Source organism: Qipengyuania xiamenensis (assembly GCF_019711495.1).
GTDB classification, from domain to species: Bacteria; Pseudomonadota; Alphaproteobacteria; order Sphingomonadales; family Sphingomonadaceae; genus Qipengyuania; species Qipengyuania xiamenensis.
The window spans coordinates 1622268-1636717 of sequence record NZ_JAIGNM010000001.1 but is presented as its reverse complement, the minus strand read 5'-3'; the positions used below and the strand labels follow the sequence as shown (position 1 = coordinate 1636717).

The 14450-nt window shown below is 65.2% G+C and carries 17 protein-coding genes; 7 read left to right on the top strand and 10 right to left on the bottom strand.

Annotated features, from left to right (window positions below):
• Nucleotides 1-142: 142 nt before the first annotated feature.
• The gene (gene purD, locus K3165_RS08285) at nt 143-1420 is read right to left on the bottom strand and encodes a phosphoribosylamine--glycine ligase (RefSeq protein WP_221548266.1); all 1278 of its coding nucleotides are present in this window, start codon (nt 1418-1420) and stop codon (nt 143-145) included.
• Here purD and xseA point away from each other — a divergent pair.
• From xseA to K3165_RS08265, 4 genes are read left to right on the top strand one after another with little or no spacing between them, the layout of a single operon-like run.
• Nucleotides 1419-2885, top strand: coding sequence for an exodeoxyribonuclease VII large subunit (gene xseA / locus K3165_RS08280; RefSeq protein WP_221548265.1), 1467 nt, complete (start codon nt 1419-1421; stop codon nt 2883-2885). The genes purD and xseA overlap by 2 nt on opposite strands.
• Before the next feature lie 24 nt (nt 2886-2909).
• Nucleotides 2910-3119, top strand: coding sequence for a DUF2093 domain-containing protein (locus K3165_RS08275; RefSeq protein WP_221548264.1), 210 nt, complete (start codon nt 2910-2912; stop codon nt 3117-3119).
• Entirely contained in the window at nt 3116-4057 is a 942-nt protein-coding gene (locus tag K3165_RS08270) for a M23 family metallopeptidase (RefSeq protein ID WP_345720700.1), read from the top strand. Before K3165_RS08275 ends, K3165_RS08270 begins: the two co-directional genes overlap by 4 nt.
• A gap of 51 nt (nt 4058-4108) precedes the next feature.
• The gene (locus tag K3165_RS08265; RefSeq protein ID WP_221548263.1) at nt 4109-5092 is read left to right on the top strand and encodes an esterase-like activity of phytase family protein; all 984 of its coding nucleotides are present in this window, start codon (nt 4109-4111) and stop codon (nt 5090-5092) included.
• Between the two features lie 54 nt (nt 5093-5146).
• On the opposite strand, the gene rpmB is transcribed toward K3165_RS08265, so the two are convergent.
• Complete coding sequence (rpmB, locus tag K3165_RS08260) at nt 5147-5434, bottom strand: 50S ribosomal protein L28 (RefSeq protein ID WP_221548262.1); 288 nt, start codon at nt 5432-5434, stop codon at nt 5147-5149.
• A gap of 155 nt (nt 5435-5589) precedes the next feature.
• Between rpmB and K3165_RS08255 the strand changes: the two genes are divergently transcribed.
• Entirely contained in the window at nt 5590-6045 is a 456-nt protein-coding gene (locus K3165_RS08255) for a nucleoside deaminase (protein ID WP_221548261.1), read from the top strand.
• A 105-nt stretch (nt 6046-6150) separates the two neighbouring features.
• Complete coding sequence (locus K3165_RS08250; RefSeq protein ID WP_221548260.1) at nt 6151-6654, top strand: YbjN domain-containing protein; 504 nt, start codon at nt 6151-6153, stop codon at nt 6652-6654.
• A gap of 16 nt (nt 6655-6670) precedes the next feature.
• Here K3165_RS08250 and K3165_RS08245 read toward each other — a convergent pair whose 3' ends face one another.
• From K3165_RS08245 to K3165_RS08225, 5 genes are all read right to left on the bottom strand, one after another.
• Nucleotides 6671-7372 (bottom strand): ribonuclease T2 family protein, encoded by a 702-nt coding sequence (locus K3165_RS08245; RefSeq protein ID WP_221548259.1) that lies wholly within the window; start codon nt 7370-7372, stop codon nt 6671-6673.
• Entirely contained in the window at nt 7359-7751 is a 393-nt protein-coding gene (locus tag K3165_RS08240) for a hypothetical protein (RefSeq protein WP_221548258.1), read from the bottom strand. Before K3165_RS08240 ends, K3165_RS08245 begins: the two co-directional genes overlap by 14 nt.
• 82 nt (nt 7752-7833) lie before the next feature.
• A complete protein-coding gene (nadC, locus tag K3165_RS08235) occupies nt 7834-8694 on the bottom strand; it encodes a carboxylating nicotinate-nucleotide diphosphorylase (protein WP_221548257.1) in 861 nt (286 codons plus the stop codon).
• Nucleotides 8694-9491, bottom strand: a complete 798-nt coding sequence (locus K3165_RS08230) for a LytR/AlgR family response regulator transcription factor (protein WP_221548256.1) — start codon at nt 9489-9491, stop codon at nt 8694-8696. The genes nadC and K3165_RS08230 overlap by 1 nt, the downstream gene beginning before the upstream one ends.
• Nucleotides 9488-10705 (bottom strand): sensor histidine kinase, encoded by a 1218-nt coding sequence (locus K3165_RS08225; protein WP_221548255.1) that lies wholly within the window; start codon nt 10703-10705, stop codon nt 9488-9490. Before K3165_RS08225 ends, K3165_RS08230 begins: the two co-directional genes overlap by 4 nt.
• A 72-nt stretch (nt 10706-10777) precedes the next feature.
• On the opposite strand from K3165_RS08225, the gene K3165_RS08220 reads away from it, so the two are divergent.
• Nucleotides 10778-11386 carry an HD domain-containing protein gene (locus tag K3165_RS08220; protein WP_221548254.1) on the top strand — a complete coding sequence of 203 codons (609 nt, stop codon included), beginning with the start codon at nt 10778-10780 and terminating at the stop codon, nt 11384-11386.
• 3 nt (nt 11387-11389) lie between these two features.
• Here the strand turns inward: K3165_RS08220 and K3165_RS08215 are convergent, their stop codons facing one another.
• From K3165_RS08215 to K3165_RS08205, 3 genes are read right to left on the bottom strand one after another with little or no spacing between them, the layout of a single operon-like run.
• Nucleotides 11390-12364, bottom strand: a complete 975-nt coding sequence (locus K3165_RS08215) for a PDZ domain-containing protein (RefSeq protein WP_221548253.1) — start codon at nt 12362-12364, stop codon at nt 11390-11392.
• Complete coding sequence (locus K3165_RS08210; protein WP_221548252.1) at nt 12361-13044, bottom strand: DsbA family protein; 684 nt, start codon at nt 13042-13044, stop codon at nt 12361-12363. The genes K3165_RS08215 and K3165_RS08210 overlap by 4 nt, the downstream gene beginning before the upstream one ends.
• Nucleotides 13045-13060: 16 nt before the next feature.
• Nucleotides 13061-14446 carry a M48 family metalloprotease gene (locus K3165_RS08205; protein WP_221548251.1) on the bottom strand — a complete coding sequence of 462 codons (1386 nt, stop codon included), beginning with the start codon at nt 14444-14446 and terminating at the stop codon, nt 13061-13063.
• Nucleotides 14447-14450 lie beyond the last annotated feature (4 nt).

Below are 14450 nucleotides of genomic sequence, written 5' to 3'. Positions count from 1 at the left end.
ATGCGTCCGGCACGGGTCTGCTTCTAAAGCTAGCGGACTTCGATCATGCGATCCCGCGAATGTCCCCTTGCCACCCACTTTGAGCCATGAAAGCTAGATCTGGTTCAGCCTGAAAGCGGACAACACCGGCAGGTGTCTTGCATCACCCGTGCCGTTCGCGGCGCACTTCGCGCTGGCCGATGTCGCGGCGGCAGAAGCCGTCTGCGAAGTCGATGGCGTCGACTGCTTCGTAGGCATTGCGCTGCGCATCGGTGGCGGTCGAGCCCTTGGCCGTGACATTGAGCACGCGGCCACCGTTTGCGACCAGCTGGCCGTCCTCGCGCTTGGTGCCGGCGTGGAAGACCTTGGCGCCGTTTGCCTCGGCCTCGCCGAGATCGATGCTGCCGCCCTTCTTGGGCGTGCCGGGATAGCCCTCTGCCGCCATCACCACGGTCAGCGCAAAGTCGCCCGACATTTTCGGCGTCTCGATCTCGCCTAGCCGCCCTTCGGCGCAGGCGAGCATCAGTTCGACGAGGTCGCTTTCCAGCCGCATCATCAGCACCTGGCATTCGGGATCGCCGAAACGGACATTGTATTCGATCAGCTGGGGGCCGGACTTGGTCAGCATCAGCCCGGCATAAAGCACGCCAGAATAGGGCATGCCTTCTTCGCGCATGGTGCGCACGGTGGGCTCGATGATCTCGCGCATGGCCTGCTCGCGGAGGGCATCGGTCAGCACTGGGGCGGGCGAATAAGCGCCCATGCCGCCGGTGTTGGGACCCTCGTCGCCATCACCCACGCGCTTGTGGTCCTGCGCGCTGGCGAGGGGCACGATGGTCTCGCCATCGGTCAGCGCGAAGAAGCTTGCCTCTTCGCCCTTGAGGAACTGTTCGATCACCACCTCGGCGCCCGCGCTGCCGAACTTGCCGTCGAACATTTCGGACAGCGCTTCCTGCGCATCCTCGCGGGTCTCGGCGATCACCACGCCCTTGCCCGCGGCCAGCCCGTCGGCCTTCAATACGAAGGGCGCGTCGAACTTCTTGAGCGCGCCCCACGCCGCTTCCAGCGAAGTGCAGCGGATGAACTTGGCGGTGGGGATCTTCGCGCGCTCGCACAGCTCCTTGGTGAAGGCCTTGCTGCCTTCGAGCTGCGCCGCAGCCTTGGACGGACCGAAGGCGCGGATGCCTGCTGCGCGCAGGGCATCGGCAAGCCCCTCGACCAGCGGGACCTCGGGGCCGATCACGACGAGGCCGATGTCGTTCTCGCCGCAGAACGCGACGACCGCGTCATGGTCGCCGCTGTCGAGCGCGATGCATGTCGCGCATTCTTCCATTCCGGGATTGCCGGGGCTCGCCCACAGCTTGTCGCAGGAAGGAGATTGCGCCAGCTTCCATGCCAGAGCATGTTCGCGCCCGCCGCTGCCGAGCAAAAGGATATTCATGGCTGCAAGTTTCCCACCGGATGACAACAATGATGGGTTGGTAGCGAGGTCCCGCGCCGGCGACAACGCCGAGCCGCTGTCGGTGAGCGAAATCTCCAATATATTGAAGCGCACGGTCGAGGATCGTTTCGGCTTCGTGCGCCTGCGCGGCGAATTGTCGGGTGTGAAGCGCGCCGCCTCGGGCCATCTCTACGCCAGCCTCAAGGACGAGAAGGCGGTGATCGACGCGGTCATGTGGCGCGGCAATACGCAGCGCCTGCCGTTCCAGCCGGAGGACGGGCTGGAGGTGGTCGCTTCCGGCAAGCTGACGACCTATCCGGGGCGCTCGAAATACCAGATCGTGGTCGAACGGATGGAGCTGGCGGGCGAGGGCGCTCTGCTCGCGCTGCTCGAAAAGACCAAGGCGCGGCTGCAGGCAGAGGGGCTGTTCGACGAGGGCCGCAAGCGCCGCCTGCCGTTCCTGCCAAAGACCATCGGCGTGGTGACCTCGCCCACTGGCGCGGTCATCCGCGACATCCTCCACCGTCTGGCAGACCGTTTCCCGAGCCGCGTGATCGTGTGGCCAGTCCTCGTGCAGGGGCAGGGCGCTGCAGAACAGGTCGCGGGTGCGGTGCGCGGGTTCTCCGGACTGCCGGAGGGCCATCCAGACCGCCCCGACCTCGTGATCGTCGCGCGCGGTGGCGGTTCGATCGAGGATTTGTGGAGCTTCAACGAGGAAGTGGTCGTTCGCGCGGTCGCCGAGTGCTCGATCCCGACAATCAGCGCGGTGGGGCACGAAACGGACACGACGCTCGTCGACTTAGCGTCCGACATGCGCGCGCCCACACCGACCGCCGCTGCCGAGATCGCCGTACCCGTGCGCGCCGAACTCGCCGCCACGCTCGATGATTTCGCAGCCCGGACCAAGCGCGCCATCCTGCGCCCCGTCCAGCTTGGCCGCGAGCGTCTGCAGGCGCGTGCCGAAAGGCTGCCGACGCCCGAAACGCTGCTCCAGCCGCAGGGGCAGCAGCTCGACGATCTGTCCGAACGTCTCCGCCGGGGCTTGCAGGACAGGACCGCGCAGGGACGCGAGCGGCTAGGCAATCTGCGTCTCTCGCCGGCGGTGCTTTCGCGCAGCCTGCGCGATGCCAAGCGCTCGCTCGAGGCGGTGCGCCTGACGCCCTCGCTCGTCACGAAGCCGCTCGCCGACCGGCGCGAGAAGCTCGCGGCCATTGCGCGCCTTGCCGAACAGCTCCATCCCGACCGGCCGCTGGAGCGCGGCTATGTGCGGGTGACCGGCCCCGACGGAAGGACACTCACCGACAAGGTGCAGGCGCAGAAAGAGGCCGCGCTCACGCTAAAGTTCCGCGATGGTGATCTCGACGTTTCGACCGGAGAGGCGCCTCCGCCTCGCCCGACACCCGCGCCGCGCCCCAAACCCCCGAAAAAGGGAACGCCGCCCGCGCAGGATGATTTGTTCGGTTAGACACGGCCTGCTAAGAGGCATCCCATGCTGATGAACAAGGATTCCGGCCCCGCTTCGGGCGAGGCCAAGCTGCAATACGGTCCCAACGGCTTTCGCGTGCTGCGCGGCGGCCAGCACGTCTTCTGCGCGGCAAGCGGCGTGCCGATCGCGCTGGACGAGCTGCGCTACTGGTCGGTCGAGTACCAGGAGGCCTATGCCAGCGCAGAGCTCGCCACCGAGCGCCTGAAACCGTGAGTTTTCGAAGGGTCGCGCCTCTTTCCCTCCTGAGCCTGACGCTCGCTGCCTGCGCCGTCTCGACGCCGGTCGCCGATGTCGTCTCGAACTCCGAAGAACCGGCGACCGAGCCGGTGGTCGCGACCCTCCCTGCGCCGCTTCCGCCCCCCACGCCTGCTCCCCCGCCCATCCGTACCGAGACGCTCGCGATCACGGTCGCATCGGGCGAGCGCACGCAGGGCGGCTGGATTCGCGGCAAGGTGCCCTCCGGTACGGTTTCCGCGACGCTCGGCGACACGCCGGTAGCGGTGGACGACGAGGGCAATTTCTTCGCCGCATTCGATCGCGATGCCCCCGCGCTCGAGGTCCTGAAAGCAACGCACAAGGTCGGATTGACGGTCGAGCACCCGATCCGCGTGTCGCCGCGCGACTGGAACATCGAGCGTGTGAATGTCGCGCTCAGGCCGAGCGGCAGCAGCGAGGAATGGTGGGCCAAGCGCGAGCCCGAATGGCTCGCCATCCGCGATGCCCGCGCCAAGAAGACCGGCGCTGAGGGCTGGAAGCAGCAGTTCATCTGGCCGGTCACGGGGCGCATCTCGGGCCGCTTCGGCCGCCAGCGCATCTATCGCGGCGAACCGGGCAGCTACCATTCGGGCCTCGACATCGCGCCGGGAAATGGCGTGCCCTTCGTGGCACCTGCCGATGGTGTCGTGGTGCTCGCGCGCACCGGCTTCAGCCTCGAGGGCGGGATCGTCATCCTCGACCATGGCGCGGGCCTCAACAGCGCCTTCATCCACATGTCGCGGCTTGCCGTTGCCGAGGGCGATGAGGTCGAACAGGGCCAGCTGCTCGGCAATGTCGGCGCATCGGGACGCGCAACCGGCCCGCACCTGCACTGGAGCCTGATGTGGCGCGACAGCCGCCTCGATCCGTTGCTGTTCCTGCCCCCGATGCCGTGAAGCCCCTTCCGCTCAGCGTAGCGACAGACTAGCTGCGCCAGAGCCATGCGCGTGAAGCGGATACTCCTTGCCTGCCTGCTGGCCCTTGCCGTTGCGCCGGGCACCTTCGTGCGCAGCGAAATCCCGCCTCCCGATTTTACCTCGCCAGTGACGATCGAGCGGATCGAGACCGATCCAGCCCGCGCGGGACCGCTGGTACTCGATTCGGCCTGGGTGCTGTCGAGCGCGAACGACCATTTCGGTGGGTACTCCGCGATGATCGCGTGGAAGAAGGACGAATTCCTCGCTGCGAACGATGCCGGCAGGCTGATGCACCTGCCCCGACCCGATCGCAGTTCGGCCGCGCCGAGGCTCGACAAGTTCCTCAATTTCGAGCGCGCCGACAAGAGCCATGTCGATGTCGAATCGCTGGCCTTCGATCCGCGTAGCGGGGAGGTCTGGGCGGGGCTTGAATGGGCGCAGCAGATCATCCGCTTCGCCCCCGGATTGCAGATGCGCGCGCAGGTCCGCCCCGACGAGATGAAGGACTGGGGCGGCAATTCGGGCCCCGAATCGCTGGTACGGCTGAAGGACGGGCGATTCGTGGTGATCGAGGAGCGCGCGCTGGCCGATGGGCTTCACGAGGCGCTGCTTTTCCCTGGCGATCCCACCTCGGGGGCCGAGCCACTGCGCTTCGTGTTCCAGGGGCGCGACGGATACCGGCCTTCGGACGCATCGCTCCTGCCCAATGGCAAGATGGTGGTGTTGCTGCGCGGAGTGCGGCTGGGACTTCCGCTGCACTTTCCTGCCATGCTCGTGATCGCGGACCCGGCGGGCATCCAGAAGGACGAGGTCCTGCCCAGCACTTTCCTCGCGCGGATCGACGAGCCTTTCCCGACCGAGAATTACGAGGGTCTCGCAGTGACCGACGAGGGCGGCAACTGGGCCCTGTGGCTGATCTCGGACGACAATTTCGCCAGCTACCAGCGCACGCTGCTGCTCAAGCTGGTGTGGGACGTGAACGGGGGTCGGGCACGGCAAAAGGCGCGCAGGTAGTCCCCGCGCGCCTTTTGATTATCCCGAAAGGGAAAGCGCCGAAGCGCCGCGCTCTTACGAAGCGGCGGCAGCCTTCTTCAGCTCGCGCTTTACCTTGAGCGCGTTGGCCGAAAGCTTGTCGTCGCTGGTCTTCAGCAGCCAGTTGTCGAGGCCGCCATTGTGCTCGACCGAACGCAGGCCCTGCGTCGAGACGCGGAACTTGAAGCTGCGGTCCAGCTTTTCGCTCATCAGCGTGACGTTCTGCAGGTTCGGCAGGAAGACGCGCTTGGTCTTGTTGTTGGCGTGGCTCACATTGTTGCCGACCTGGCGGCCCTTGCCGGTGAGTTCGCAAATACGCGACATGATAAGTCTCTTCGTTCGAATGGGCGGGCGAGTTCCCTTGGCCGCAGATGCGGTGCGGGGCTCATTATTCCCGGAAAGCGGCGCGCATAGCGGTGAGGGTGCGAATCGTCAAGCACGTTGCGCCCCCGAAGCCTGCGGGCTAGCGAGGCGCTGGTATGACAGGCTGGACCCTTCCGCAACCGATGAAGCGCGCGCTCGAACTGGCACAAGCCAGCGCGGCCGCGGGCGAAGTGCCGGTTGGCGCCGTGGTCACGCGGGGAGGAGAGGTGATCGCCGAGGCGCACAACGCCCCGCGCGATACCTGCGATCCGACCGCCCATGCAGAGATTCTTGCGATTCGCCGCGCTGCCGAGGCGCTGGGGCAAGAACGTCTCACCGACTGCGAATTATGGGTGACGCTGGAGCCCTGCGCCATGTGCGCGGGCGCCATCGTCCATGCGCGGATCGGCAAGGTCTACTATGGCGCCAGCGACCCCAAGGGCGGCGCAGTCGAGCACGGCGGGCGCATATTCGAGCAGGAGCAATGCCTGCACCGGCCCGAGGTCTATGCGGGGATCGGTGAGGGGAAGGCAGCGGAGATGCTGCGGGACTTCTTCAGGGAGCGGCGCTGAGGCGGCCTCTCCTCACCCCCTGAAACTGTCAGGGAGAAAGCGCACCAACGGGGTGGGCAAGTTTTGGAGGGATGATTACGGTTTCCCACAAAGGGGGTATCCATCATGACCAAGATCAAGACGGCTTTGTTCATCTGCGCGGCGAGTTTTGCCCTGTCGGCGACGCCGGTACTCGCGCAGGGAAGCGAGATCATCAGGGTCTTCACGCGGGCCGATCTCGAAACTGCGCTCAAGGCGAATAACGCGACGTTCGAAGCCTCGACGTCGAACGATTCGCTCAATGTGACCTTTTCGAACAACCTTTACGCCAATGTGTTGCTGTTGGCCTGTGACGATGCAGAGGCCCAGACCAACTGCCACGGGACCTCATTGCTCGCGACCTTCGGCTCGCCGGACGATGCAAGCGCGCAAGAGATCGCCGAAGCGATCTCCAAGTACAATTACCGCCAGAATTTCGGTCGCGCCTACGTCGATCCCGACGGGCGGATTTCGGTACGGATGTACATAATTTCCGATGGGGGTATCACGCGCGAGAACTACCGCCGCCAGATCCAGTTATGGACCCGCTCAATCGAGAAGTTTGCTGGCTATTTCGCCGACGAGGAATGATCAGGCTCGGGGTCCTTCACAACCCCCGCCAGATTTTCGCGGCCTTGTCATTGCGCGCGCCGAAGCGCCTGCGGTCGCATGCTTCAGGCATGAAGCGCTTGTCGTAGCAGAGGCGTAACTCCTCCAGCCATCCGCGCTCGTCGAGGACAACGCCGACCGCCTCCGGAAACCAGCCCGGGTTGGCATCGGCAAAGCGCGTACGGATGGTGCCGGCGGTAAGGTCGTCCTCGCGGCTTATGCGCACGAAATCGGGCCATTGCAGGCCATTGTAGAGGATGCGCGTGACCTTGAGATAGGTCGACGGGCGGCGAGCCATGCAGGTGCCGTGCTTCTCCCACTGGCGTGCGATCAGGCGCGCATCGGGGCTGACGCAGAGGTTCTTGCGCAGTTCGATCGCAGGCATGTCGCTACCGCCGCACCATTGCGGCCAGCTGCGCCCGCTATCGGGCCAGAGGCCATGCACCACGAATCCGAAGCGCCCGCTCTCGCCCGAGCACTGGCGCGCATCGCGGCGGCTGTCCTCGCGGAACCGGCAGTATTCGGGGGCCCAGCTCAGCGCCAGCGTATAGCCGGTGACGGGCAGGCGGCGCGGTGCCTCGCTGCGCACTTCGGGAACGGTGACCCGTTGCGGCAGCGCGCACTGGAACGCCTGCGCCTGTGCGATCGCGGGCAGGGCGGCGAGCGCCAGTCCTGCGGCAAACGCGCTAGATCTGATCACTGATGTCCGGACCGGGTCCCGCAAACCAGGCGCGCGCGCTGGGTGTGAAGGTGAAGATGATCGCGATCGCCTGAAGCACGATGGTCGCAATGGCGACGACGTCGCTCGCGCTGGTACCGTTCGAAAGCGCCTGCGGCAGCGGCCAGGCCTGCCACGCGAGCAGCGCGATCAGCAGGAACCGCACGAAGCCGATCCGCAGCCGCGCGACCATGAACCACAGCGCCAGCATCAGGAAGACGGTGAAGGCGATGCCCGCGATCACCAGCGTCGTCGGGTCGATGCCGCGTCGCGACAGGTCCCCCTCGGCCGCAGCGATCAGTGCGCCGAAATCATAGATTGCACTTGCCGCCACCAGCGCGATCGCACTGAGGTACAGCATTTCGAATAGCCTGATTGATCTTGGACGCATCGCCCCCGTTCCCCTCCAAACGACGATCCCACGCAGACGTGCTGCCCGAAATTCAGAGCGGGGTAAAGTCCAGACCGATGTCGGCGGCAGGTGCGCTCTGGGTAAGTCTGCCGACTGACACGTAGTCGACACCCGTTGCCGCTTTCGCCTTGATTGTCTGGAGGTTGATGCCGCCGCTCGCCTCTGTCGGCACACGGCCTGCCACCAGTGCGACAGCCTCGCGCAGAGTAGGCGGCTCCATGTTGTCGAGCAGCAGGCGGGTCGCACCTGCTTCGAGCGCCGGTTCGATCTGGTCGATCCGGTCGACCTCGCAAATGATGTCCTTCACTCCCGCCTCGACCGCGCGGCGGACGGCCTCGCCGACCGATCCCGCGACGAGGACGTGGTTGTCCTTGATCATCGCAGCATCCCACAGGCCCATGCGGTGGTTCGCCCCGCCACCCATGCGTACGGCGTATTTCTCGAGATGGCGAAGCCCCGGAATGGTCTTTCGGGTGTCGAGCAGGGTGCAATCGGGATTGTCCATCGCCGCCACATACTCGGCGACCATCGTTGCGATGCCGGAGAGGTGCTGGACGGTGTTGAGCGCCGCACGCTCGGCAGTGAGCATGGCGCGCGCATTGCCCTCCAGCCGCATCAGGTCGGTCCCGGCAGGCACGTGTGCGCCTTCCTCGACGAGGATGTCGATCTGCATGTCGGGGTCGAGCGCACGGAAGAAAGCCTCTGCCACCGGCAGCCCAGCAACATGGATCGCATCGCGCGTGTCCATGACGCCGGAGAACCGCGCATCGGCCGGAATCACGCTTTCGCTGGTGACGTCGCGCCCACCATCGGGAAGCCCCTCACCGAGGTCTTCGGCAAGTGTGTCCTGAACGAATGTGTCGAGATCGAACCCGTCGAGCTGGAAAGCCATCAGTGAACGAAGCGCGCCACAACGTCACGGTAGCTGCGCGACACTTTCACTTCCGCCCCGCTATCCAGAACGAGGAAGCATTCGCCGTTCGTGTGCGGCTTTACCTGGCGGACCTGGTCGAGGTTGACGATGGTCGAGCGGTGCACGCGCTGGAAGGTGCGCGGATCGAGACGGCGCTCGAGGTCCTTCATCGTCTCGCGCAGGATCAGCGAATTGTCGCCCGTGTAGATGCACATGTAGTCGCCGGCGGCTTCGATGTGCTCGATCGTGTCGACTTCGACGCGGAAAATCTGGCCGCGGTCCTTCACATTGATAAGCTTTTCATAGCGACCGGCAGCTTCGGAATCGTCGCCTTCCATGTCGCTCGCCGCTTCGGGCGCGACTTCGGAGAGGACACCGCGCAGGCGATCGGCCTCGTCGCTGCTCTTCTTCTCGGCGAGACGCTGGCGCACGCGCTCGATCGTGTCGGCGAGCTTGTCCTCGTCGACCGGCTTCATCAGGTAGTTGACCGCGTTCGCCTCGAAGGCGCGTATCGCGTGTTCCTGGAAAGCCGTGACGAACACGAAGAGCGGCGGATCGATCTCCATCACGCCCTGCACGACCGAAAAGCCGTCGAAGCCGGGCATCTGGATGTCGAGGAAGACGAGATCGGGTTTCAGCGTCTTGATCGCGCGGATCGCCTCGCGTCCATTCTGGCAGGTCTCGATCACCTCGACGTCCTCGAACGGTTCCAGCCTCAACTGGAGGCCCTGGATGGCGAGCTTCTCATCATCGACGAGGATCGTTCGGATAGTCATTTTACCTGGCTTACCTTTTGGGGGGGATTCGGGGATTCAACGATCGAAGGGCTGGCCGGTTTCACCTCCCCTGTCGAACGCGCTTCGGTAGACGGCTCCGCAGCGTCGGCGAATTCGTGCGGAATCTCGATCAGCACGGTGAATCCACCGCTTTCGGGGGAGCGGATTTCGAAGCGGTGATCGTCGCCATAGGCCTGCGCGAGCCGGTCGCGGATATTGGCAAGGCCGACGCCGGTCGAATCGCGGCGCTTGTGGGTCGCCATCACGGCCGGGAGGTCGTCCGCCACGCCGCCGACATCGACGCCGGGGCCGGTGTCCGAAACGGTGATCCGCAATCGCGGCCCGACGATCTGCGCGAGCAGCGAAATGGTCGCCCCTTCTTCCTGCGGGCTGACGCCGTATTTGATCGCGTTCTCGATCAGCGGCTGGAGCAGCATGGAGGGGATCTGCGCCTTGGCGGCGGCTTCCTCGACGCGGAATTCGGTCTGCAGGCGCTCTTCGAAACGCATACGCTCGATATCGAGATAGAGCATCAGCGTCTCGACCTCCTGCGCGACCGTAACCTTGCCGCCCGGCTGGGTGATCAGAGTATGGCGCAGGAAGCTCGACAGGCGGGTGAGCATCGCGTTGGCAGGCTTGGTCTGGTTAAGGAGCACCAGCGTCGAGATGGAATTGAGCGTGTTGAACAGGAAGTGCGGGTTGAGCTGGTAGCGCAGCATGGCCAGCTGCGCGCTGGTCGCCTGCGCCTCGAGCCGTTCGAGCCGGTCGGCTTGCTGTTCGACCTGCAGGAAGAAATTGATCGCGTAATAGAGCGCCGACCAAGCGCCCAGCAGCGTAAGGTCGAAGAAGTAGATGCCGATGAAGATTCGCACGAAGCCGGTTTCGGCCGTCGAGCGGGTCAGACCGAGCACCCAGCTGTCGATGAAGGCATAGGCGCCCACCGCCACGCCAAGCACCAGCGCGGTCCCGCCCCAGGTCACGAGCGGTCGCTGCCGGATCAGGTAGCCGTAGATCACCGAGAGGATCAGGCTGATCGAGAAGCCGGTGATCGTGGCGATCAGGATGACGAAAAAGAATTCGAGAGGCTGGCCGTTGGCGAAGGCCGACATGGCGCGCAGGAGCGCGGTTCCGCCCCAGCCGGCCAGCTGGAGGTTCCAGAACGCCTGGTTCTTGTTTGCAAAGAAGGGCGTTGGACTGAGGGGCAACACGGCCATTCCCCAAGGCCCTAGCGCAATTGCAGCGCATTGCGCCAGCCGCTACTATGCATGGCGGAGAAGGAGAGACCGATGAACAAGCCCGAAAACCTTGCCCATTCGCTTAGCGAACGCGCCAAGTTCCGCGAAATGAAGGAAGGCACCAAGGAAGACTGGGCGATCATCGGCGCGGAATATCGCGAGTTTGCCAAGGACTTGCCCGACCGCGTGCTCACGCATCTCAAGCTGCTCGACGGCGATTTCGGCGGCTTCCCGGTCGACCGCCTCGAACATTCGCTGCAAACCGCGACTCGGGCGCATCGCGACGGGCGCGGCGAACAATATGTGGTCATGGCGCTGCTCCACGACATCGGCGACACGCTGGGCAGCTACAACCATCCCGAAGTGGCAGCGGCAATCATCAAGCCGTTCGTGACCGAGGAGATCCACTGGATCTGCCAGAACCACGGCGCTTTCCAGGGTTATTACTATTTCCACCACCTCGGCATGGACAAGGACATGCGCGAAAAATTCCGCGACTCCCCGCATTTCGATGCCTGCGCGGAATTCTGCGAGAAATACGACCAGTCCGCTTTCGATCCCGATTACGAGAGCGAGAGTCTCGAGTTCTTCGAGCCGATGGTCCGCCGCGTGATGGAGAAGCCGCTCGCCTCGATGTACAAGACCGCGATCGAGGAATAGCTCCTACCGGTCGAGCTTCTCGGCCAGTTCCTGCCGGAAATGGGTGCGCCAGTCGGCTTCGCCCGGCTCCCAGCCGTGCTCGGCGATCAGCGCGTTCAGAGTGACGATTTCCGCCTCGATGAATTCGACGCGTTCGTCCCAGCCGTCATGCGTGCGTTTGCGCAGCAGCCCGCCGCCATGCCTGGGGCCCCAGCGCTCCATCCAGCGAACCGCTCCACGCGGATCGTAGCCCGCGTTCCATAGCAGCCACGGCATGATCCGGTCGGCATCGCGTTCGGACAGCCGGGTGAGGCGACGCTTGCGCCCGGTTTCCTCGAAGGTCGAAAGGTGGCCGAGGAGATTGTGGGCCAGCTCGTGCGCGACCGAGCCTGCGAAGGCGTCCTCGTCCCCATAGGAGAACGGGGGCCATTTGCGGCCCATCGCGACACGCTTGCCGTCGGCCCATGCATCGTCGCCGGAATCGAGTACTTCGAAGCGCGAGGCGCAGACCGGCACCGTCGGGATGGCGAGGCGGATCATCTCGCTGCCCGGCCGTGCGACGATCAGGTCGAGCGTGCCGTCCTCGCCCTCGCTGGCGATTGCACCGATGAGGGTCAGTGTGCGTTGCCACCCTTCCTTGGTCGGCGGCCAGGTGGGCTCGACCATGCGTCCGCCGATGGCGAGGATGGTGTCGTTCTGTCTCAGCCCTGCCACTGCAGCTGGTGATCCGTCGACGACGGCCTGCACGCCGATGTCGCCGCGAAGGCCCAGGTTGGCGCGCACCTGTTCGCTCTGGCCGTAGGATGCGGCGTCATGGATGGCGAAGCCGCTGGCGGGCAGGGTGGTCTCGCAGAAGGGAGCATTGGCCGCCGCGAGCCTGTAGCCCGCGGTGAACAGCTGCTCCTCGAGCTGCTGGTATTCGCGCAGCGCATCCTTCTCCTCCGCCGCGAGCGGGGAGGCGAGAAGAGCGCTCAGGAGAAGGGCGAGCCGCCGGATCAACTGTCCGCGTCGCTCACCGCGGCCTTGAGCTCTTCAAAGCCGACCGCGCCCTCGAAAGCGGCGTCACCGGCGATCCAGCTCGGCGTGCCGGAGAAGCCAAGCTGGCGGGCATAGGCGAAGGTCTGTTCGAGCTCTGCCGTCGCCTCTGCGCTCGAGCCGAAAGCCTGTGCAGCCTCCATGTCGATCCCTGCCGCGCGGGCGGCGGCATTGATGCTTTCCGCCGTTGGCGGTCCGGAAGCGAACATCGCGTGGTAGTAGGCGTCGAACTTGCCCTGCTGCGCTGCGGCGAGACCCATGCGCGCCGCGGCCTCGCTGCCGAGGATCGGATATTCGCGGATCACGACGCGCAGTTCGGGGTCTTCCGCAATCAGGCGGTCGATGTCGGCCACGCTCGCGCGGCAATATCCGCATGCGTAATCGGTAAACTTCACGAGTGTCCGCGAACCATTCGGGTTACCCAGCACTGCGCCGGCGAAAGGTTCGCGCACGTCGTCGGACACCGAGGCAAGGCGGTCCTGCTGCTCCTGCGCCTGATAGGCCCGCGCCATTTCGGGCAGGATATCGGGGTTTTCGAGCAGGTATTCGCGCGTCTGGGCATTGCCCACGCCGGTCAGCGACCAGATTGCCGCCCCGGCAAAGCCAGCCAGCAGTGCAATCAGCACGGTCAGTACGTCTCTCATTGTCTTGCCCCTCGTGTCAGCGCCGCAGGTCGGCGCAACCACGCCCGTTCTTGATCTCGCATTGCTGTTCCATCAGCGCCCGCGCTTCCATCGCGATGTCCTGCGCGCGCAGCCAGTCGGGCGAACCTTGCGGAAGCCCGGCCTCTGCCGCCTGCGCACTGCGCAGGGCGAGCGGATACTGCCGGTTCATCACCTGCTGTTCCGCACTGGCGAGGCGCGCGCGGGGCATGTCGCCGCGCGCTGCATAGACTACGCCGAGCTGGTACCAGGCAAAGGGATTGTAGCGGTCGCGTCCCACCGCGGCACGCAGCACGCGTTCGGCCTCTTCGTAATTCGTCTCTTCCTCGGTGGCGATAAGTGCGTGGCCCAGCAATGCGGCAATAAGCGGTTCGGCGCGGGTGAGTTCGGTTGCCTGCCGCAGCGGCCCGATGGCTTCGCCCGGACGCCCCGATTCGAGAAGGACCTGGCCCTTGAGCTCAAGGAAATAGGGATCGGTCGGATCACGCGCGATCAGCGCATCGGCGGTGTCGAGCGCGCGGTCGATGCGCGCTTCCTTGTGATAGGCGTAGGCGCGCGCCAGCAGCGCGGGGGTCGACTGGTCGCTTTCCGGATAGTCGCGGTAGGTATATTCGGGCTTGGCGACATAGCCCTGCAGCTTGGCCTTCACGCGCTGGAAACGGCGTTCCCAATCAGGGTCGAGTGGGGCTTCCCATGCAGGATCGGCCTCGTAGGTCTCGCGCAGTTTGGAGATACGATCGCCCGAAAGCGGGTGGGTGCGATAGAAACCGGCCTCGTCGTCCTGACGGATGCCGTAACGCACTTCCTTGTTGAGCAGCTTGCCGAAGAAAGCGAGCGAACCGCGGCCGGAAATGCCGGCGCCGGAGAGGTACTTGGCACCGGCGGCGTCGGCACTGGCTTCCTGCGTACGGCTGAAGGCGAGGAACTTGCCGAGCGCGGCCTGCTGGCCCGCCATGATAATGCCCATCGCAGCATCGCCCGCGCCGGCCAGCGCGGCGCCGATCCCGGCCAGCATCGACAGCAGCGTGATGTTGGTCGCCGCGCCATAACCTTCGCGGATGCGGATGATGTGGCCGCCGGTTATGTGCCCGAGCTCGTGCGCAATCACGCCCTGCACCTCGTTCGCCGTGTCGGCGGCGTCGATCAGGCCGGAGTGGAGGTAGACCACCTGCCCGCCTGCAACGAATGCGTTGATCGACGGATCGTTGATCAGCACCACATCGACATTGCCGGGCACCAGTCCGGCCGCCTCGACCAGCGGGGCGGAGATATCGTCGAGGAATGCCTCGGTCTCCGCATCGCGCAGGATCGATTGCGCCGCGACAGGTTGGCCGGCGAATGTCGCCAGGGCCAGGAAAGCGAGAAGGTGGGCAAACAGGCGCATTGGC

Bases quoted from the DNA above. Each gene is read 5' to 3' on its own strand.
- K3165_RS08230 (WP_221548256.1), bottom strand. From the start codon at position 9,491: ATGACTATCCGAACGATCCTCGTCGATGATGAGAAGCTCGCCATCCAG.
- K3165_RS08225 (WP_221548255.1), bottom strand. From the start codon at position 10,705: ATGGCCGTGTTGCCCCTCAGTCCAACGCCCTTCTTTGCAAACAAGAAC.
- K3165_RS08205 (WP_221548251.1), bottom strand. From the start codon at position 14,446: ATGCGCCTGTTTGCCCACCTTCTCGCTTTCCTGGCCCTGGCGACATTC.
- K3165_RS08220 (WP_221548254.1), top strand. From the start codon at position 10,778: ATGAACAAGCCCGAAAACCTTGCCCATTCGCTTAGCGAACGCGCCAAG.
- nadC (WP_221548257.1), bottom strand. From the start codon at position 8,694: ATGGCTTTCCAGCTCGACGGGTTCGATCTCGACACATTCGTTCAGGAC.
- K3165_RS08240 (WP_221548258.1), bottom strand. From the start codon at position 7,751: ATGCTGTACCTCAGTGCGATCGCGCTGGTGGCGGCAAGTGCAATCTAT.
- K3165_RS08210 (WP_221548252.1), bottom strand. From the start codon at position 13,044: ATGAGAGACGTACTGACCGTGCTGATTGCACTGCTGGCTGGCTTTGCC.
- xseA (WP_221548265.1), top strand. From the start codon at position 1,419: ATGGCTGCAAGTTTCCCACCGGATGACAACAATGATGGGTTGGTAGCG.
- K3165_RS08275 (WP_221548264.1), top strand. From the start codon at position 2,910: ATGCTGATGAACAAGGATTCCGGCCCCGCTTCGGGCGAGGCCAAGCTG.
- rpmB (WP_221548262.1), bottom strand. From the start codon at position 5,434: ATGTCGCGTATTTGCGAACTCACCGGCAAGGGCCGCCAGGTCGGCAAC.
- purD (WP_221548266.1), bottom strand. From the start codon at position 1,420: ATGAATATCCTTTTGCTCGGCAGCGGCGGGCGCGAACATGCTCTGGCA.
- K3165_RS08250 (WP_221548260.1), top strand. From the start codon at position 6,151: ATGACCAAGATCAAGACGGCTTTGTTCATCTGCGCGGCGAGTTTTGCC.
- K3165_RS08255 (WP_221548261.1), top strand. From the start codon at position 5,590: ATGACAGGCTGGACCCTTCCGCAACCGATGAAGCGCGCGCTCGAACTG.